The organism is Streptomyces sp. 4N509B, assembly GCF_052245655.1.
GTDB lineage: Bacteria > Actinomycetota > Actinomycetes > Streptomycetales > Streptomycetaceae > Streptomyces.
Map to the genome: position 1 here is coordinate 1 of NZ_JBQQBZ010000049.1, position 18,331 is coordinate 18,331.

Annotated in this window: 18 protein-coding genes; 5 read left to right on the top strand and 13 right to left on the bottom strand. The window is 72.9% G+C overall.

What is annotated here, in order from left to right; genetic code table 11:
- The first annotated feature begins 60 nt into the window (after window positions 1-60).
- Window positions 61-873: an HAD family hydrolase gene (locus ACTWP5_RS29075; protein ID WP_443224181.1), complete on the top strand. Its 813-nt coding sequence runs from the start codon at window positions 61-63 to the stop codon at window positions 871-873.
- 11 nt (window positions 874-884) lie between these two features.
- Here the strand turns inward: ACTWP5_RS29075 and ACTWP5_RS29080 are convergent, their stop codons facing one another.
- From ACTWP5_RS29080 to ACTWP5_RS29105, 6 genes are all read right to left on the bottom strand, one after another.
- Entirely contained in the window at window positions 885-1,439 is a 555-nt protein-coding gene (locus ACTWP5_RS29080; RefSeq protein ID WP_443224140.1) for a dihydrofolate reductase family protein, read from the bottom strand.
- Window positions 1,440-1,544: 105 nt separating this feature from the next.
- Window positions 1,545-2,285, bottom strand: a complete 741-nt coding sequence (locus ACTWP5_RS29085) for a helix-turn-helix domain-containing protein (RefSeq protein WP_443224141.1) — start codon at window positions 2,283-2,285, stop codon at window positions 1,545-1,547.
- Entirely contained in the window at window positions 2,285-2,794 is a 510-nt protein-coding gene (locus ACTWP5_RS29090; RefSeq protein WP_443224142.1) for a GNAT family N-acetyltransferase, read from the bottom strand. Before ACTWP5_RS29090 ends, ACTWP5_RS29085 begins: the two co-directional genes overlap by 1 nt.
- A gap of 10 nt (window positions 2,795-2,804) precedes the next feature.
- Window positions 2,805-3,389 (bottom strand): GNAT family N-acetyltransferase, encoded by a 585-nt coding sequence (locus tag ACTWP5_RS29095; protein WP_443224143.1) that lies wholly within the window; start codon window positions 3,387-3,389, stop codon window positions 2,805-2,807.
- Window positions 3,390-3,409: 20 nt separating this feature from the next.
- Complete coding sequence (locus tag ACTWP5_RS29100) at window positions 3,410-4,132, bottom strand: DedA family protein (protein WP_443224144.1); 723 nt, start codon at window positions 4,130-4,132, stop codon at window positions 3,410-3,412.
- Window positions 4,133-4,284: 152 nt separating this feature from the next.
- Window positions 4,285-4,839 carry an RNA 2'-phosphotransferase gene (locus ACTWP5_RS29105; protein WP_443224145.1) on the bottom strand — a complete coding sequence of 185 codons (555 nt, stop codon included), beginning with the start codon at window positions 4,837-4,839 and terminating at the stop codon, window positions 4,285-4,287.
- A 279-nt stretch (window positions 4,840-5,118) separates the two neighbouring features.
- On the opposite strand from ACTWP5_RS29105, the gene ACTWP5_RS29110 reads away from it, so the two are divergent.
- Window positions 5,119-5,802, top strand: coding sequence for a hypothetical protein (locus ACTWP5_RS29110; RefSeq protein ID WP_443224146.1), 684 nt, complete (start codon window positions 5,119-5,121; stop codon window positions 5,800-5,802).
- Window positions 5,803-5,863: 61 nt separating this feature from the next.
- On the opposite strand, the gene ACTWP5_RS29115 is transcribed toward ACTWP5_RS29110, so the two are convergent.
- Genes ACTWP5_RS29115 through ACTWP5_RS29130 form a run of 4 tightly spaced genes read right to left on the bottom strand, consistent with a single transcriptional unit; the run spans window position 5,864 to window position 9,510 of the window.
- Window positions 5,864-6,595, bottom strand: a complete 732-nt coding sequence (locus ACTWP5_RS29115; RefSeq protein ID WP_443224147.1) for an ABC transporter permease — start codon at window positions 6,593-6,595, stop codon at window positions 5,864-5,866.
- Window positions 6,595-7,512, bottom strand: coding sequence for an ABC transporter ATP-binding protein (locus ACTWP5_RS29120; protein ID WP_443224148.1), 918 nt, complete (start codon window positions 7,510-7,512; stop codon window positions 6,595-6,597). Before ACTWP5_RS29120 ends, ACTWP5_RS29115 begins: the two co-directional genes overlap by 1 nt.
- A gap of 4 nt (window positions 7,513-7,516) precedes the next feature.
- Complete coding sequence (locus ACTWP5_RS29125; RefSeq protein WP_443224149.1) at window positions 7,517-8,422, bottom strand: ABC transporter permease subunit; 906 nt, start codon at window positions 8,420-8,422, stop codon at window positions 7,517-7,519.
- Window positions 8,419-9,510 (bottom strand): ABC transporter ATP-binding protein, encoded by a 1,092-nt coding sequence (locus ACTWP5_RS29130; RefSeq protein WP_443224182.1) that lies wholly within the window; start codon window positions 9,508-9,510, stop codon window positions 8,419-8,421. Before ACTWP5_RS29130 ends, ACTWP5_RS29125 begins: the two co-directional genes overlap by 4 nt.
- Before the next feature lie 379 nt (window positions 9,511-9,889).
- On the opposite strand from ACTWP5_RS29130, the gene ACTWP5_RS29135 reads away from it, so the two are divergent.
- Window positions 9,890-10,813, top strand: a complete 924-nt coding sequence (locus tag ACTWP5_RS29135) for a Cof-type HAD-IIB family hydrolase (protein ID WP_443224150.1) — start codon at window positions 9,890-9,892, stop codon at window positions 10,811-10,813.
- Here the strand turns inward: ACTWP5_RS29135 and ACTWP5_RS29140 are convergent.
- The 3 genes from ACTWP5_RS29140 to ACTWP5_RS29150 form a co-directional block, all read right to left on the bottom strand.
- A complete protein-coding gene (locus ACTWP5_RS29140; RefSeq protein WP_443224151.1) occupies window positions 10,759-12,087 on the bottom strand; it encodes a hypothetical protein in 1,329 nt (442 codons plus the stop codon). The two genes, ACTWP5_RS29135 and ACTWP5_RS29140, sit on opposite strands and share 55 nt — an antisense overlap.
- A 166-nt stretch (window positions 12,088-12,253) precedes the next feature.
- Window positions 12,254-13,333: a metallophosphoesterase gene (locus ACTWP5_RS29145; protein ID WP_443224152.1), complete on the bottom strand. Its 1,080-nt coding sequence runs from the start codon at window positions 13,331-13,333 to the stop codon at window positions 12,254-12,256.
- Window positions 13,334-13,701: 368 nt separating this feature from the next.
- Window positions 13,702-14,868 carry a LacI family DNA-binding transcriptional regulator gene (locus ACTWP5_RS29150; RefSeq protein ID WP_443224153.1) on the bottom strand — a complete coding sequence of 389 codons (1,167 nt, stop codon included), beginning with the start codon at window positions 14,866-14,868 and terminating at the stop codon, window positions 13,702-13,704.
- Window positions 14,869-15,324: 456 nt separating this feature from the next.
- Here ACTWP5_RS29150 and hisC point away from each other — a divergent pair, with 456 nt between their 5' ends.
- Together hisC and ACTWP5_RS29160 are read left to right on the top strand one after the other, a co-directional pair.
- Window positions 15,325-16,446, top strand: coding sequence for a histidinol-phosphate transaminase (hisC, locus tag ACTWP5_RS29155; protein WP_443224154.1), 1,122 nt, complete (start codon window positions 15,325-15,327; stop codon window positions 16,444-16,446).
- 325 nt (window positions 16,447-16,771) lie between these two features.
- Complete coding sequence (locus ACTWP5_RS29160) at window positions 16,772-18,286, top strand: cytochrome ubiquinol oxidase subunit I (RefSeq protein WP_443224183.1); 1,515 nt, start codon at window positions 16,772-16,774, stop codon at window positions 18,284-18,286.
- The last annotated feature ends 45 nt before the right edge of the window (window positions 18,287-18,331 follow it).

The window sequence follows — 18,331 nt, forward strand, 5'->3', positions numbered from 1 at the left end:
CCCCCGCCCCCGCCCCCGCCCCCGTCCGCGTCGTCGTCCCCGTCGTCGTTCCCGTACCGCCTGGTCGCCACGGACCTCGACGGCACGCTGCTCCGCAGCGACGAGACGATATCCGCGCGCACGCGGGAGGCGTTGGCCGCCGCCACGACGGCCGGCGCCGCGCACCTCGTCGCCACCGGGCGGAACGTCGCGTGGACCCGGCACATCCTCGACGACCTCGGGTACCGGGGCCTGGCCGTCTGCGGCCAGGGCGCGCAGCTCTACCACGCGGGCGAGGACCGGCTGCTGACGTCCGTCACGCTCGACCGCACGCTGGCCCGCCGCGCCCTGGCCCTGCTGGAGTCCGAGCTCGGCCCGCTGGGCGTCGCCGTCACCCGCGACAGCCTCGACGGCGGGATCCTCATGGACGACCTGTTCTGGGAGCACGCCTCCGGCGCCTGGCTCTCCGACGAGAACCGCTCACCGGTCCGCCCGTCCCTCGCCCCCGGGCGCGCGGACTTCTGGGCGGAGCCGCTGATCAAGCTCCACCTCCACCACCCCGACCACACGGACGACGGGCTCGCGGACGTCGCCCGCACCCTGCTGGGCGACGCCGCGCAGATCGTGGTCTCGGGGCCCCAGCTGGTGGAGCTGCTGCCGGTCGGCCTCAGCAAGGCCACCGGCCTCTCGCTGGCCGCCCGGCGGCTGGGCGTCACGGCCGCCGACACCATCGCGTTCGGCGACATGCCCAACGACATACCGATGCTGCGCTGGTCCGCCCACGGCGTCGCGATGGCCGGCGCCCACCCCGAGGTGCTGGCCGTCGCCGACGAGGTCACGGCCAGCAACGACGCGGACGGCATAGCGAAGGTCCTCGAGCCCCTGCTCCGCTGAGGGGAGGTCCCTCAGCGCACCGGGTGGTAGGTCGCGGCCACCACGCCGCTGCTGGTCGCGTACGAGTCCACGAGCTGGAGCTTCTTCAGGGACGCGTCGTCGGCGAACAGCTTCTTCCTGCCGCCGCCGGCCACCACCGGGTGGATGTACAGCTCCAGCACGTCGAGCAGGTCCTGCTCCACCAGCGACCGCACCAGGCCGATGCTGCCGGTGACGGCGATGTCCTTGCCCTCCCCGGCCTTCAGCCTCGCCACCTCCGCGGCCAGGTCGCTCCCGAGCAGGGTGCTGTTCTGCCAGGCGCTGACGTCCGTCAGGGTGGTGGAGGCGACGTACTTGGGCGCGTTGTTGATCCAGTTCGCGAAGTCGAGGTCCTCGCCCTCGGTCACGTTCGGCCAGTACCCGGCCCAGTCGGTGAAGGTCACCCGGCCCATCATCACCGCGTCGGTGCTCTCGATCGTCCTGCTCAACGCCGCGCCCATCTCGTCGTCGAACGCGAACTGCCACTGGTCCGGCGCCTCGGCCACACCGTCGAGCGAGTAGAACAGCCCGGAAACAAGCTTGCGCATGACGTCCTCCGTTTGACGCTCCGTCACGCCCCCCGGGGGGCGCGTCGTGATTCGTGGTCGGTGCTCCCGTCACGCCGGACGCGTGCGGCGGGAACACCACGGAGACTATGCGGGCGCGGCCTCGCCGGTCTTGTACAGAAGCGACAGCGGCTCGGGGGCCGGGGCGGGGGCGACGCCGCCGGGCCGCCGCAGCTGCGTCGCGGTCCGCCCGACGTAGCGGGTCAGCGAGCGCGCCAGGTGTGGCTGGTCGAAGTACCCGAGGTGGTGGACCACCTCGACGGCCGGCTCCCCCTCCTGGATCAGCAGCGCCGCCCGCCGCGCCCGGTCGATCTGCCGGACGGCGCCGCGCGTGAGGCCGGTGGCCGCGAGGAAGCGCCGCTGGAGGGTGCGCTCCGACACCTCGGGCTCGGCGCCGTCCAGCACGGCGGCGACGAAGGGGTCGCGGACCAGCACGCCCTCACGGACCAGCCGTCGCACGAAGAACTCGGCGTTGTCGAAGTCGGGCATGCGCCAGGTGGAGCCGTGCAACGGGAAGGAGACGGCGGTCGCGTCGGGCAGCTCCACGGCGCCGTCGACGAGCCGGTCGGCCGGCAGGTGCGGCAGGGAGGTGCCGAGCGAGAAGCTGATCCCGAAGAACGTGGAGTCCGTGGGCACCTCGGCCTCGCTCGCCCGCGACTCGGGCCCGCGCACGGCCACGTTGACCCGGCCGCGGTGCTCCCACACGACCAGCTCGCACAGCGTCGTGGCGACCGACGTCATCCGGCTCACGTCGTCGTGGCTGCGGCTGCGCCACACCCGCTCGACGTACGGCGAGTCGGACGGCCGGCTCTCCACCGTGAGGCCCATCACGCCCTCCCCGTGGCCGCGGGCTCCTCGTCCAGGAGCAGCTCGCCGACGACCTCGCCCCCGATCACCTCGCCCGTCGGCCGGAAGCCGAGCGCGCGGTAGAACCCCTCGGCGCCGCCGTCGCGCGGCACCCACAGCACGGTGACCCGCCGCTGCCCGCGTCGGCGCGCCTCCACGCAGACCTGCTCGACGGCGAACCGGCCGTATCCCCTGCCCTGTTCCCCCGCGGCGACGTTCAGCCGCCAGATGCCGCAACGGAACGCCGCCACCTCGTTGTCGGGGTCGAACGCCCCCATGACGAAGCCGACGAGCCGCTCCCCGTCGTACACCAGGCGTGGCCAGGCGACCGCGGGGCTCGTGTACGCCTCGGCCAGCGACCACGCGACGGGCGCCACGAGGTTCTGCTGGTCGGGACGCACGGACAGGCGGCACGCTTCGGCGACGTTCCCCGGCGTCACCGCCTCCAGCCGCGGCGAGCGCCCCCGCTCCTCGCGCGTGGTCTCACCCATGGCGTGCCTCCTAGCGGGCGGCGGCGGCCGGCCCGATCGGCTTGTGGAAGAAGCTGCAGTCCTGCGGTGTGCCCGCCGGGTCCGTGGCGTACGCGGGCACGATCCCGTGGCGGATCCAGCCGGTGGCGAGGTAGAGCCGTTCCGCGGCGGTGCCGGTCTCGGTGTCCAGCATGAGGAGGGTGTGGCCGGCCTCGGCGGCGGCCTGCTCGGCGGTGGCCAGCAGCGCGCGGGCCAGGCCACGGCCGCGGGCGTCGGGGTGGACCATCAGCTTCAGGATCTCGGCGCGGTGGCTGCCGTTGGGCCAGGGGCACCGGGCGAGGCTGACGGTGCCGGTCACGCGGTCCCCCTCGCGGGAGACCCAGACGGCGAGGCCGCCGTCGGCGACGCCGGGCGCCCTGCCGCGCCACCAGGCGGCGGCCGTCTCCTCGTCGAACGGGTCGACGAAGCCGAGCGAGCCGCCGTCGGCGACGGTGTCGACGAAGAGCCGGGCGAGGGCCGGGACGGTCTCGGCGAAGTCGGCCGAGGTCAGGCGGCTGATCCGGCTGGTCTGGCTGGTCTGGCTGGTCTGGCTGGTCTGGCTGGTCGTGTGTGACACGGCGCCTGTCGCGGGCGCCGTCACGAGGCCGACGCCCCGGCGGGCGGCACGGCCTCCGGCTCGTCGTCCGACCCGTCGACCCTGCCGCTGTCGCTGTCGCTGCCGCCGCCCGCGGCGCTCAGGCCGGCGCGCCGGTGCTTGCGGCGCTCGTACAGGACGCGGATGACCTCGTGGCCGATGGTGATCGCCAGGGCCAGGCCGAGGCCCATCGCCAGGCCGCGCAGCGGGTTCTCCTCGAAGGCGGCGCCGCCGATGTACCCGATGAGGGCCGAGTACGTCGCCCAGCTGATCGCGGCGATCGCGTCGTACTTGGAGAAGTTGCGCAGCGGATACCGCGTGGCGCCGGTGGTGAGCGTCGCGGCGGTGCGTCCGCCCGGGATGTACCGGGCGCTGATCAGCACGAGGCCGCCGCGCTTCTCCAGCATGTGACCGACGCGGTCGTACGCCTTCTGGGTGCGGCTGCCGGGTTTCACCTTCGCCATGATCCTCGGCCCGGACTTCCGGCCGATGAAGTAGGAGATGTGATCTCCCGCGAAGGCTCCGACTGCGGCGACGGCGATGATGATGAGAATGTTGGGCTCGGAATTCGACGCCGCGAACACCCCTAGGGTGATCACCAGCGTCTCGCTGGGGACCACGGGAAAGAAGCCGTCAAGCTTGGCGATGGCGAAGAGCGCGAGGTACACCCACGGCGTGGCGACAAACTCCTCGACCGCCTCAATGATCACGTGGTCCAGTCCCATACACCAACCCTATGAGATGACCGAGCCTGCGACGTCCACCCTGGGGAGGGCGTTCCTAAGCTGCGACACGTACGGGATACACCCGTGTGACGTCCGACAACCCGAAGACGCGCGCTGTGCGCGCGGAAACACGGAATGTGAGTTCGTTCGCCTCAGTCGGGAAAGTGCAGGAATGCGGCCGGCACCGCCTCGGTCAGCCACACACCGTTGTCGCTGCGGTGGAAAACGTGGCCGGCGTGGTGCATCGCGCCGGCGTCCACGGTGATGATCACGGGTCTTCCGCGCCGCGCGCCGACCCGCGTCGCGGTCTCCAGGTCGGGAGAGAGGTGGACGTGCTGCCGCCGCATGGGGCGCAGCCCCTCGACGCGGATCGCGGTGAGGCTCGGGGCGACGGTGCCGTGGAAGAGGAACGCGGGCGGCTCGGCGGGCGGCAGCCCGAGGTCGACGGACACCGAGTGGCCCTGGTTGGCCCTGATGCGAGCGGCGGCTCCCTCGCCGACGAGGCCGAAGCGCTGCTTGTCGCTGGTCGCGACGACGTGCTCCACCTCGGCCCGGCTGATGCGGAACCCGTCCCGGTGGGCCGCCGCGACCAGTTCGTCGACGCCGACCCAGCCCTGCTCGTCGAGCGTGATCCCGATCCGTGCCGGGTCGTGACGCAGGTGCCGGGAGAGGTACGTGGAGATGCGCTTGTTCCGCCGGTCGTCCATGGGTCCAGTGTCGCGCGGGCCCGAACGTGTGACCTCATGATGAGCGACTCGTTGGACGAAGTGCGCGGAGGCGACAGGAGTGTGTGGCGCCGAGGGTTCGTGAAGTGGTGAGTGCCGGCGGCGGGCGGTGACGCCCGGGTGCGTGCCGGCCGTGACGAGACGTGACGTGTAGGGCAGATCTCCGCTCCTGGTCCCTGGATACGGGCAGCCCGCCGCCCCGGGGTGTGGACGCAGGGGCTCATCCGTCATGTCCGAACGGGACCAGGAGGTCTCCCCACCATGCACGACGAGAAGGTTCTGATGGAGTCGCGCTCGCTGCGCGGCAGCCTCGCGGCGCGCACCGACGCGCTCGACGAGGTGAAGGCTCTGGCGCTGCTGCCGGACGGTCTGCACGTCACCACGGAGATGGTCGCGGCCTACTTCGTTGTCCACAGGGACGTCATCAGGAAGGTGGTCCAGCGCCACAGGGCCGAGCTGGCCGAGAACGGCCTGCATATTCTTAGGGGCTCTGACCTGCGGGTCTTTGAAAGGGACAGCTTGTCCCTTTCAATTAAAAGTTATCCACAGGGCCGTGCGCACCTGACGCTGTACTCCCGCAGGACGGTCCTGAACATCGCGATGCTGCTGCGCGGCAGCGCGGTCGCCCGGCGGGTGCGGACCTACCTGCTGGACGCCGAGGACGGCGCGCGGCGCGGTGCGACGTCCGACGCGCTGGAGCGGCGGGTGACGCACGTCGAGGCGGCGTTGGCCGACATCGGGCCCGCGCTGCGGGACCTCGGCCCCGTGCTGCACCAGATGGCGGTGCGGCTGGAGCACGTCGAGCGGCGCGTGGACAACACCGAGCGCGTCGTCTCCGCGATGAGCGGGCGGCTGGCGGACGTCGCCGCGGACGTGAGGGAGCTGAGGGAGGTGCGCGAGCGGCGAGCGGCGCTGCCACGGCGGAGGCGGGGCGGGGCGTCGTAGGCCGCGTCGCGGTTGTCCACACCCCGGTATCCACAGGGGCTCCGGGGTGTGGACAACCCGCTCAGTCGCTGTTGGCGAGGGTCAGGACGGACAGGCGCCGGGTGGCGTACCAGGTGCCGGCGACCGTGGCGGCCACCAGCAGGATCACGCCAGTGGCGAGGGAGACCTCGGAGGTGACGTCGGCGGCGGGCAGCGCGACCCGTTCGGCGAGGGAGAGGGACCACTGCTGGATGCTGAGGGTCCTGGCGCCGGGGACGAGGCTGCCGAAGAGGGCCTCCCAGACGAGGGCGTAGATGAGCCCGAAGACGACGGCGTTGCGGGAGACGATGCCGAGGAGGAGGAAGACGGCGCTGTAGGCGACGGCGGCGACGGCGGCGGCCAGGGTGTAGGCCAGCGCGATGCGTTGGCTGTTGCCGTTGAGGATGACGCCGGCCAGCAGGGTGGGGACGGTGGTGAACGCGACCGTCACCGCGATGGCGATGAGCAGCTTCGTGGTGACGATGGTCCGTCGGCGGACGGGCTTGGACAGCAGGTAGACGATGGAGCCGTCGTCGATCTCTGGGGCGATGGAGCCGGTGCCGGCGATGACGCCGATCAGCGGCACCATCGCGGCCAGCGCGAAGCCGCCGAGGATCTCCGTGGCCGCCCGGTCGTCGGCGCCGGTCTGGGTGCGGACGACGAAGGCGATGACCAGAAGGATCGCGGGGAGGGTGGCGAGGATCAGGGCGCGGCGGCGGCCGAGGAGCGCCCGGTAGGTGAGGCGGGCGACGGTCTTGTCGTAGAAGGCGAACATCAGCGGGCCACCAGGTAGGAGAAGACGGACTCGAGGGATTCGTCGGAGGGGGAGACCTCCGTGAGGCGGATGCCGTGGTCGCGGGCGAGTCGGGGGAGTTCGCTGGTGAAGCGGGAGAAGTCGATCGCCTGGATGCGCAGGGCGTCCTCCTGGGCGTCGACCTCGATGCCGGCGGTGGAGGGGTCCGCGATGAGGGCCGCGGCCAGCGCCCGGTTGTCCGCGGAGCGGACGAGGTACTGGTGGGGCCGGTCGGTCATCAGGCGGCGGATCCTGCGGAAGTCGCCGGAGGCGGCGTGGCGGCCGGCGACGATGACCTCGATGTGGCTGGCGAGCTGCTCGACCTCCTCCAGGATGTGGGAGGAGAACAGGACGGTGCGTCCCTCCGCGCCCATGCGGCGCAGCAGCTCCATCAGGTGCATGCGCTGGCGGGGGTCCATGCCGTTGAACGGCTCGTCCAGCAGCAGGACCGAGGGCTGGTGGACGAGGGCGGAGGCCATCTTGACCCGCTGGCGCATGCCCTTGCTGTAGGTGGCGATGCGGCGGTCCGCGGCCTGCGTCATCTCGACGGTGTCCAGCGCCGCGGCTGTCGCGGCGCCGGGGTCCGGCAGGCCGTGGAGCTCGGCGTTGGCGAGGACGAACTCGCCCCCGGTGAGGTAGTCGTACATGCCCTCGCGCTCGGGGACGAGGCCGATGTGGCGGTAGACCTCGGCGTTGCGCCAGATGGTCTGGCCGTCGAGGGTGACGGTGCCGGCGGAGGGGGCCAGGAAGCCGCTCATCATGTGGATGAGGGTGGACTTGCCGGCGCCGTTGGGCCCGAGGAGGCCGGTCACGCCGGGGCCGACGGTCATGGTGATGTCGTTGACGGCGACGACGTTGCCGAACCAGCGTGAGGTGGCGTTGATCTGGATGGCGGTCATGGATCTACAGCCCCACTTTCCGGTAGCGGCGGACGAGGAGGACGTAACTCAGCGCGGTGAGGGCGAGGACGACGAGGACGTACGCCGGGGCGGCCGCTCCGGTGACCTCGACGTTGTCGGGGAACTGGCTGGTGCCGCCGAGGAAGGCGGACTGGAGGCCGTCCATGAGGCTGCCGGGGGAGGCCAGGCCGATCCAGCCGACGGTGCCGTCGTTGCCCTGCTCGGTGGCGATGACCTGGACGGCGGAGACCGCGAAGTACGGGATCGTGAGGATGGCCATGACGGCGGCGACACCGAAGCCGCGGCGGGGCGTGAGGGCCGAGGTCAGCAGCGCGATCCCGGCGTGGAAGACGGAGAAGACGGCGGCGAAGACGAGGCCCTGGGTGAAGTCCTCGGTCTGGGTGGTGAAGCCGAGCTCGGCGAGGAGGCCGCCGACGTAGGCGATGGTGATCGGGATCGCGGTGAAGAGGAAGAGGGCCGCGGTGAGGGAGGCGAACTTCGCGGCGACGTAGTCGCGGGCGTCGATGGGGCGGGAGAAGTACAGCGGGATGGTCTTGTGCCGCAGGTCCAGGGAGACCATGTGGGGCGCGGCGAGCGCGAGGTAGAGGCCGACGATCGGCTGCATGAACAGGGGGTACTCGGTGTACCCGATGGGGAGTTCGTCGAGTCCGACGGTGGTGGCGACGGCGACGCTGACGACGGCGGGCATCGCCATGATGGCGAAGAGCCCGAACGGCAGGACCTTGGAGCGGGCGGAACGGCCCAGGCCGTAGGCGCCGCGCAGGGAGTGGACGAAGAGGGAGCGCCGGGCGTAGAGCGTGCCGAGGCGTTGGCCGCTGTACCTGCGGTACCCGATGTCGTGGATGCGGGCCTCGTGCGCCGCGGGGCTGGCGGACGGTGGAGTGGTCACGGGTGGGCTCCCTCGGTGGGGGTCTCCTGTGCCTGGTGCTCGGCGCGGTCCTGCGGGGAGTGCTGCGAGGAGTCCTGGGCGGGGCGTGCGGGGGTGGGGCTTCGCCGGGCGGCGCCCTTCCGGGCGGGGTCCTTCCCGGCGGGGTCATTCCCATCGGGGTCCCGCGCGCCGGAGTCGTCCGGGGCGCGGTCCTGGAAGACCTCGGCGATGTGGTGGCGGCGCTGCTGCATCCGGACCAGGCCGAGGCCGAGGTCCGCGATGGCGTCGCGGACGGTGTCGTAGACCGCGTCGTCGGTGGCGTCGAGGATCACGAGGTGGCCCGAGGCGGTGGGCGCGAGGCCCGCGGAGCTCAGCGCGGCGCGCAGCGCGGCGGCGCCGTCGGGGTGGGCGTCGCTGTCGGTCACCTCGATGGCGAGGGAGGCGGTGGCCTGCGTGAAGCTGGCGGTGGCCTGGGAGCGCAGCAGCTTGCCGCCGTCGATGACGACGATGTGGTCGCTGGTGCGCTCCAGCTCGCCCAGCAGGTGCGAGGTGACGAGGACGGAGATGCCGAAGTCGGTGTGGATCCGGCGGATCAGGCCGAGCATGTCGTCCCGGCCGGCCGGGTCGAGACCGTTCGTCGGCTCGTCCAGGAGGACGAGCCTGGGGTCGTGGACGAGGGCCTGGGCGAGCTTGACCCGCTGCTTCATGCCCGTGGAGTAGCCGCCGATGGGGCGGTACCGCTCCTCGTAGAGCCCGACGTGGCGGAGGGTGTCGGCGGTGCGCTCGCGGGCGGCGGTGCGGGGGAGGCCGGACATGCGGGCCATGTGGACGACGAACTCGGTGGCCGAGACGTCGGGCGGCAGGCAGTCGTGCTCGGGCATGTACCCGACCTGCTCGCGGATGGCGCGCCCCTCGGCGGCGGCGCTGTGCCCGAGGACCGTCGCGGTGCCCTCGCTGGCGGGCGCGAGGCCGAGAAGGATCTTGATGAGGGTGGACTTGCCGGCGCCGTTGGCGCCGACGAGGCCGGTGACGCCGGGCCCGATGTCCACCGTCAGCCGGTCGAGGGCGGTGACCTTCGGGTACCGCTTGGTGAGGCCGTCTGTGCGGATGACGGCCTGCGGCGGGGCGGCGGCCGGCCGGTCTCCCGCGCTGTCGTTGACGCTCACACTCGTGCTCACGGGAACGACCGTAGTGCGCGGCCGGGGGCGTCGCGTCAGCCTTTCGGCCGGAGTGACCCTGGCTGGTGTCGGCCGATAGTACGGCTTTCCCTTAGGGGGATGCCGTGGGTCGCCGTCGGGGGGTCCCGCGGAGGGGAGGGGCGGTCGGCTGCCGGGGTGACCTGTGGTGACGCGATGGCGTGGGGGTGACATGCCCAGAACGCGAGGTGGGCGTCGACGACAGCGCGGTTACCGGCCACGCGCCACACCACCGCCGTTGACTCGTTGGTGCATGTACATGCCCATATGAGCGCGCATATGCTGGTGAATCATGCCCACCGTACCGTCGCGCGCCCCGCTGCCCCGTCCTCCGCTGCCCCGCCTGATCGCCACCGACCTCGACGGCACCCTCCTGCGCGGCGACAAGACCGTCTCCCCCCGCACCGTCGCCGCCCTCGCCGCCGCCGAACGCGCCGGGGTGGAGGTCATCTTCGCCACCGGCCGCCCCGCCCGCTGGATGGACGTCGTCAGCGCCCACGTCCACGGCCACGGCCTGGCCATCTGCGGCAACGGCGCCGCCGTGGTGGACCTGCGCCGGGACAACGCCCTCGTCGAGGTGCGTCCCCTGGCCATCTCCGCCGCCCTCGCCATCGTCGAACGGGTGCGCCGCGCCGCGCCGGGCGTGAGCTTCGCCGTGGAACGCGTCGACCGCATGGGGTACGAGCCGCACTACCCGCCGCTGCACGAGGACCACCGGGTGCCCGCCGAGGTGGCACCGGCCCAGAAGCTGTTGGGAGCCGGCCGCCCCCTCCGCGAGGAGCACGACAGCCCCGTGCTGAAGCTGCTCGCCCACCACTCCTCACTCGACCCGGACGTCTTCCTGGCGCAGGCCCGCCGCGCGGCCGGCGAGCACGGGGAGTTCACCCGCTCCAGCCCGAGCGCGCTGCTGGAGATCAGCGGCCCCGGCGTCAGCAAGGCCAGCACCCTCGCGCGACGCTGCGCCCGCCGCGGCATCAGGCCGCAGGAGGTCGTGGCGTTCGGGGACATGCCGAACGACCTGGAGATGCTGGGCTGGGCCGGCACCGCCTACGCGATGGCCAACGCCCACCCCGAGGTCCTCGCCGCGACCCGCCACCACACCGCCTCCAACGACGACGACGGCGTCGCGCTCGTCATCGAGGAGCTGCTGGGGGGCGGCGGTCAGTCGCGGTCGGAACCGCCCTCCGCGGGGCTGGAGAACCCGGGCCCCGAGTAGTCCGGCTGGCCGAAACGGGGCCGGCGGCGCGGCGGCGCGTCCTCGTCGGCGTCGACGTCGGCACCGCCGGCACCGCCGGCACCGGGGCCCGAGCTGGTGCCGGTGCCGGTGTCGAAGTCGGGGCTGTCGAAGTCCGGGCTGTCGTACTCGGGACGGGAGAAGTCGGGGGCCGCGAAGCCCCGTCGGGCACCGGACCCCTGGGCGTCGCCACCCGCCGGGCTGTCGAAGTCCGGGCTGTCGAAGTCGGGGCCCGAGTAGTCCGGCGCGGCGAAGCCCCGCCGGGCGCGCGCCTCCTCACGGTCCCGCTCGTCCCTGCCCTCCTCGGGCGAGGTGAAGCGGGGGCTGCCGAAGCGGGGCCCGCTGTAGGTGGGGTGGCCGATGCGTGGCCGGGCACGGCCCCCGTCGCGGGCGGGGGCCTGGCTGTCGAAGTCCGGGCTGGAGAACTCGGGACGGGAGAACCGCAACCGCGGGGTGCGACGGCCGCCCTCCGCGCTGACGCTGGCCCCCGCGGCGCCGGCGAGGTCCCCCGCGCCCTGCTCGTTCCCCTCGTCGTCCCGCTCGTCCTTCCCCTCGGCGGAGCCCGCCGCGGACACCACGGCCGACCCCACGGCCGACCCCACGGCGACGCTCCCGGCCCGGCCGCCGGCACGGGCGGCGTGCTGGCGCAGGAACGGCGTGATGCCGTGGTCAAGCAGCGCCCGCAGCCACGCCTCCCGGGCGCGGGCCACGTCCTGCGGCAACGCGCCCCGGCGGCGGGCCGGGCGCGGCGGGCGGATCGAGGTGCGGGAGCCGTTGCGCATCGCGGCGACCCACATGCCGGCGACGGCGAACAGCAGGCCGACGGCGGCCAGCGCCGCGAAGGCCCACCCGACGGCGCGCATCCGCCCCGCCACGGCGAGCTCGGAGTCGGACAGCCCCAGCGCGTACCCGAGGAGGAGGAAGATGACGGCCGCGACGCCGGCCAACACCGGGACCAGCACGGCGATCACGGCGACGACGCCGGAGCCCGACGCCTCCGCGTCGCCGCCCCCGGGCGGGGGCGAGGGGGCGGGCGGCTCGGCCTCACGCACCTCGCGGCGCAGCCGGCGGAGCAGCCGGTACTCCGGCTCGGCCGCCGCGGCGATCTCGGGAACGGCCCGCAGCGCGAGGTCCCGCAGGTGCTCCACGTCGAGTCGGTCGGCGGAGCCGGTGAGCCGGGCGGAGCGCAGCGCCTCGTCGAGGATCCGCTCGAAGTCGGCCTGATCCTCTGGAGGGAGAACCTCAGCGCTGGTCATGGGCGTCCCCGGTTGCTCCGATGGGGCGTTCGGACAGCTCCGTCAGGCGGCTGGCACGGCGAGAGCTGGCGAGCAGAACGATGGTAGAGGGCTCCGGGCTTCCGTCACAGGAAAATCCCGGGAATCTCCTCTGTTCCCCCTGTTCGCACTTCGGAAACGCACCGCCTCAGGCCACGGCGTGCTCCGCGTTCCGCTCGTCGGGGTGGCCGGGCAGGGGCAGGCGGGCGCAGAGCAGGCGCCCCGCCATGGTGACGCCGCCGTCCATCGCGATCGCGAGCGAGTCGGCGTAGACGTGAGGGCCGGAGACCAACGGCGTGGCGTCCGCGCCGTCCTCGTCCGCGTCGCCCCCGTCGCCGCCCGAGCCGCCCGCGTCGCCCGTGAGGTACGGGATGGGGCTGTGGCCGTGGACGACGCGCTCGCCGCCGTAGGTGGCCAGGAGCTCGCGGACCGCCCGCGGGCCCTTCTCCTCGTCCCGGAACGCGAAGCGCTTGGTGAACTTGCGGAACAGCTCCCACGTCTCGCTGACGTCGTTGCGCTGGAGCGCCTGCCAGATGGCGTCGTTGACGTCGTCGATGGTGCCGCCGTAGTCGAGGTAGGCGGTGGTGTCGGAGTGGAGCAGCAGGTGCCCGTCGGCCAGGGCCATGGAGTCGAGGCGGGCCATCCACTGGACGTGGTGGTCCTGGAGGCGCTCCATGTCGCTGCGCTGTCCGCCGTTGAGCAGCCAGGCGGCCTGGAAGGAGGCGGTGCCGGCGCCGGATTCGACGGGGGCGTCGCCGAAGCGGCTGGCGCCGAGGAGCAGCAGCTCGTGGTTGCCGAGCAGGGCCTTGCAGTATCCGCCGGCGGCGGCGGCCTCGGCGGACAGGCGCATCACCATGTCGATCACGCCGATGCCGTCGGGGCCGCGGTCGGTGAAGTCCCCCAGGAACCACAGGCGCGCGTTGCCCGCGGCCCAACGGTCCTCCGCGTCCGTCAGGCCGGACTCGCGGAGGACGACGCGCAGCTCGTCGAGGTATCCGTGGACGTCACCGACGACGTAGAGCGGGCCGAGGACGGGCGCCGCGGGCTCCGGCTCGGGATCGACGGCGGGCTCCCGCGCCGCCGGCGCGGCGGGGCCCATCGCCGGAAGGTTGGGCAGTGTCGGGGAGTACAGATCGGTCATGGCGCTCGCGCCGTCGGGATCGGCGCCGCGCCACGCGTTCGAGCCCTGGTCTGGCCCCAGGCCGGCGCCGTGTGCCACCTGTGTCATCGACCCCTCCACCATCGAACGCCGCCTCCCACCTGCTGGACCGGCCCGACTTTCTAACGGGCTGGTCGCGGTGCATTCGCCCATCATAGGAATCCCGGTGCTCAGGTGTGACACACCTGGGGCCAGAGAAAATCGGCGACGGGGTGTCGCGTGCTCGCCGGGCCGGCCCCTCCACCCGCCGTGGCGGCCGTGCGCCGCCGTGCGTGGCGGGCCGACTCCGCGACGTGCCCCGCCCCGCCCGGGGTCCGTCTCCCCGATCCCGGCGGTGCCCGCGACGCCCGCCACCGCGGGTCCGCGGACCTCGCGAACGCCGCGGACGGCGCGGCCCGCTCCACCGGGGACCGGGGGACGGGGACCGGGGGCGGCCTTCAGGAACCGGTCGACGGGGGTGTGCGGGGCGCGGCCACGCGGGGCCGCCGCACCCGCCGTTGGGAGGAGGCCCGCACGATCAGCTCGGTCGGCATCACCTGGTGGGGCTGGTGGTTCGGGTCGGGGTGCGGCTCGCGGACGCCGTCGGCGCCCGCGTCGTGCGCGCCGCCCTCGATCGCGTCGATGAGCAGCTGGATCACCGTGGTGCCGATCCGTCCCGGCTTGAGGGAGAGCGTGGTGATGGGCGGCTCGGTGCTGGCGTAGACGCTGGACTCGCTGCAACAGACGAGCAACAGGTCGTCCGGGACGCGCAGGCCGTAGCGGCGGGCGGCGGCGAGCAGGTCGGTGCCGTTGGGGTCGAACAGGCCGTAGACGGCGTCGGGTCGGTCGGGGCGGGCGAGGAGGCGGTCGGCGGCGACGGCGCCGGCGCAGGGGTCGTGGGCCGGGTACGCCTCGTAGACCGGCTCCTGGCCGGCGCGTTCGCACCAGGTGAGGTACGCCGTGGTCGACAGGCGGGTGTAGGTGTCCGTGCTGGTGCCGGTGAGGAGGCCGATGCGGCGGGCGCCGGCGCCGGCGAGGTGGTCGAGGAGGCCCATGACGGCGGCCTCGTGGTCGTTGTCCACCCAGGCGGTGACGGGGAGGCTGGGGGCGGGGCGGCCGTCGGAGACGACGGGGATCCCCTGGCGGACGAGTTCGGTGACGACCGGGTCGTGGTCGGCGGGGTCGATGACGACGGTGCCGTCGAGGGCGACGTTGGACCACACGTCGAAGTCGTGGTGGCGGGAGGCGGCCGGGAGGATCACCAGGGCGTAGCCACGGGCGAGGGCGGCGGAGGTGGCGGCGCGCGCCATCTCGGCGAAGTAGGCGAACTCGGTGAAGGTGAACGGTTCTTCGCCGTAGGTGGTGACGGTGAGGCCGATCAGCCCCGACTTGCCGGTGCGGAGGGTGCGTGCGGCGGCGGAGGGACGATAACCGAGGCGGTCGGCGACGCTGCGCACGTGGCGGCGGGTGGCGTCCGGCAGTCTGCCCTTGCCGTTGAGCGCGTCGGAGACAGTGGTGATCGAGACTCCGGCAGCGGCGGCCACGTCACGGATGCCCGCCCGTCCGCTGGCTCGGCGACCGGCCGATCGGGCCGCTCGGGTCGCCTTGTGCTTCGCTGCTGTCATGGCGAGCCGATCGTAGGCCCGGGCGACGGAAGCGGGTGGGCCACTCACGCACGGGAGAACCGTTACGTTTCAGCATGGTCATTGACGACTCATGCCTTTGATTCGATGGCAGTGCGCTGGAAATCCTTTCGTTCAGGGGGCCCTTCGGGAGATTTGATCGAAGGCTGTCATGTTTTCAACAGGGCTCTCCTCACTCGTACGGGTGAAGCGCGTGAGGGCGCCCGTGGCAGGTGTGCGCCCGGCGTCACGCGCGGTGAGCCGGCGGGTGGTCGGCGCGTGGGACGGCGGGCGGCCAGGCCGTGCGACGCGGGCCGGGTCGGACCGGCGGCGATGACCCGACGGGGACGGCCCGATGGCGACGGCCCGATGGCGACGGCCCGATGGCGCGGCCGTGGGACGAAGGACTCCGCGCACGGACCTGGGGGGAATCCAGGAGCAGCACCTAGAGTGTCGGGCGTGAGCCCTCGATCCTCCCAGGCCGACGCCGCCGGGCCGCGCCTGCGCACCACGCTGGACGGCATCCCGACGTACACCCCCGGCCGACCGCCGAGCGCGACGGACGCGGCCCAGGAGACGTACAAGCTGTCGTCGAACGAGAACCCCTACCCGCCGCTGCCCGGCGTGCTGGAGGCGGCGGTGACGGCGGCGGGTTCCCTCAACCGCTACCCCGACATGGCCTGTGGCGAGCTGCTCACCACCCTCGCCGAGCACCACGACGTCCCCGTCGGCCACCTCGCGACCGGCACGGGTTCGGTCGGCATCGCGCAGCAGCTGGTGCAGTCCACGGCCGGCCCCGGCGACGAGGTGCTCTACGCCTGGCGCTCCTTCGAGGCGTACCCGATCATCACGCAGATCGCCGGCGCCACCTCCGTGCGCGTGCCGCTGACCGAGGGCGAGGAGCACGACCTCGACGCCATGGCCGAGGCCGTCACGGAGCGGACCCGGCTGGTCTTCCTCTGCATGCCCAACAATCCGACGGGCGTGATCAGTTCGCGCGACGACGTGGAGCACTTCCTCGACCGGGTGCCCGACGACGTGCTCGTGGTGCTCGACGAGGCGTACCGGGAGTTCGTGACCGACGCCGACGCCCCGGACGGGCTCGCGCTCTACCGGGACCGGCCCAACGTGTGCGTGCTGCGCACCTTCTCCAAGGCGTACGGGCTGGCCGGGCTGCGGGTCGGCTTCGCGGTGGCGCACGAGCCCGTGGCGGCGGCGCTGCGGAAGACGGCCGTGCCGTTCGGCGTCAGCCAGATCGCGCAGGACGCGGCCGTGGCCAGCCTGGGCCGCGAGGAGCTGCTGCTGGAGCGGGTGGCGGGCCTGGTGGAGGAGCGGGAGCGCGTGTGGGCCGAGCTGTCGGCCCAGGGCTGGGTGGTGCCCGAGTCGCAGGCGAACTTCGTGTGGCTGCGACTCGGTGAGGCCACGGGCGACTTCGCGGCGGCGTGTGAGGCGGCGGGCGTGACGGTGCGGCCGTTCGCGGGCGAGGGCGTGCGCGTCACGATCGGGGAGACGGCCGCGAACGACCTGATGCTCCGCACGGCGGCGGCGTTCCGCCGGGACCGGTCCGCGCCGGCCCGCTAGGTCGGGCCCTGGGACCGGGGGCCGGTCGGTCAGGACCGGGGCCGAGGGCTGGTGGACCAGGACCAGGACCAGGGCCGAGAGCCGAGGGCCCGGTCGGCCACGACCAGGGCCGGGGACCGGTGGGCCAGGACCAGGATCGTTAGGCGGGGACCGGGGCCGGGCCGGCGGGTGTATGCGGTGGGCCCGGCGCGGGGAGCGTCGGGCGCGGGCGGGTCGGTCTCGGGGCGGTGACCCCCGGGTGCGGGGGAATCGGGCGCATGGGTCATACTGGAGCTTGTGAATGTGAATACGTTCACAAGCTGAAGGAGAGACCCTCGTGAGCGGCATAGACCTCGCGCTCGCGCCAGAGACCCTGGCGCGGTGGCAGTTCGGCATCACCACCGTCTACCACTTCCTCTTCGTCCCCCTGACGATCTCCCTCGCCTCCCTCACCGCCGGCCTCCAGACCGCCTGGGTCCGCACCGGGAACGAGACCTACCTCCGCGCCACCAAGTTCTGGGGGAAGCTCTTCCTGATCAACATCGCCATGGGCGTGGTGACGGGCATCCTCCAGGAGTTCCAGTTCGCCATGAACTGGTCGGAGTACTCCCGCTTCGTCGGCGACGTCTTCGGCGCGCCGCTCGCCATGGAGGCGCTGCTGGCGTTCTTCTTCGAGTCGACCTTCGTCGGCCTGTGGATCTTCGGCTGGGACAAGCTGCCACCCCGGATCCACCTCGCCACCATCTGGGCGGTGGCCGTGGGCACCGTGGCCTCGGCGTACTTCATCCTCGCCGCGAACTCCTGGATGCAGCACCCCGTCGGGTACGCCATCGACGAGGAGACCGGCCGCGCCCGGCTCACCGACATCGTCGAGGTGCTGACGCAGAACACCGCCGTCGCCCAGTTCGCGCACACCATCGCCGCCGCCTTCCTCACCGGCGGCGCCTTCATGGTCGGCATCGCCGCCTACCACCTGATGCGGAGCCGCCACGTTCCCGTCATGCGGGCCTCCCTCCGCCTCGGCCTGGTCACGATGGTCTTCGCCGGCCTGCTGACCGCCGTCTCCGGCGACCGCCTGGGCAAGATCATGTACGAGCAGCAGCCGATGAAGATGGCCGCCGCGGAGGCGCTGTGGGAGACGGAGGCGCCGGCGCCGTTCTCCCTCTTCGCCGTCGGCGACGTGGAGGAGGGCCACAACAAGGTCGCCGTCGAGGTGCCCGGCGTGCTGTCCTTCCTCGCCCACGACGACTTCTCGTCAGAGGTACCGGGCATCAACGACATCAACGAGCAGATGCAGGAGCAGTACGGACCCGGCGACTACCGGCCCAACATCCCGCTGGCGTACTGGAGCTTCCGCTGGATGATCGGCTTCGGCATGGCGTCGGCCGCGCTCGGCGCCGCCGGCCTGTGGCTGACCCGGCGCCGCCGCTGGCTCGCACCCGCGCTGCGGACGGGCCCCGAAGAGGTGCCGCGTCTGGCCCTCACGCGCGGCCGTTCCCTCGGCCCCCGCCTCACCACCTGGTACTGGCGCCTGGCCTTCGCCACCCTCCTCTTCCCCCTGGTCGCCAACGCCTGGGGCTGGATCTTCACCGAGACCGGCCGCCAGCCGTGGGTGGTCTACGGCCTGCTGAAGACCTCGTCCGCCGTCTCCCCCAGCGTCAGCAACGGCGAGGTCATCGCCTCGATGACCGCGTTCACGCTGCTCTACGCCGTCCTCGCCGTCGTCGAGGCGCGGCTGCTGATCACCTACGCCAAGGCAGGGCCACCCGAGCTCACCGACGCCGACCGCAACCCGCCGACCCGCATCGGCGGCGACCGCGGAGCGGACGCCGAGGACCGGCCCATGGCCTTCTCCTACTGACCGGACTGACCGGACTGACCGGACTGACTGGACCGACTGGACTGA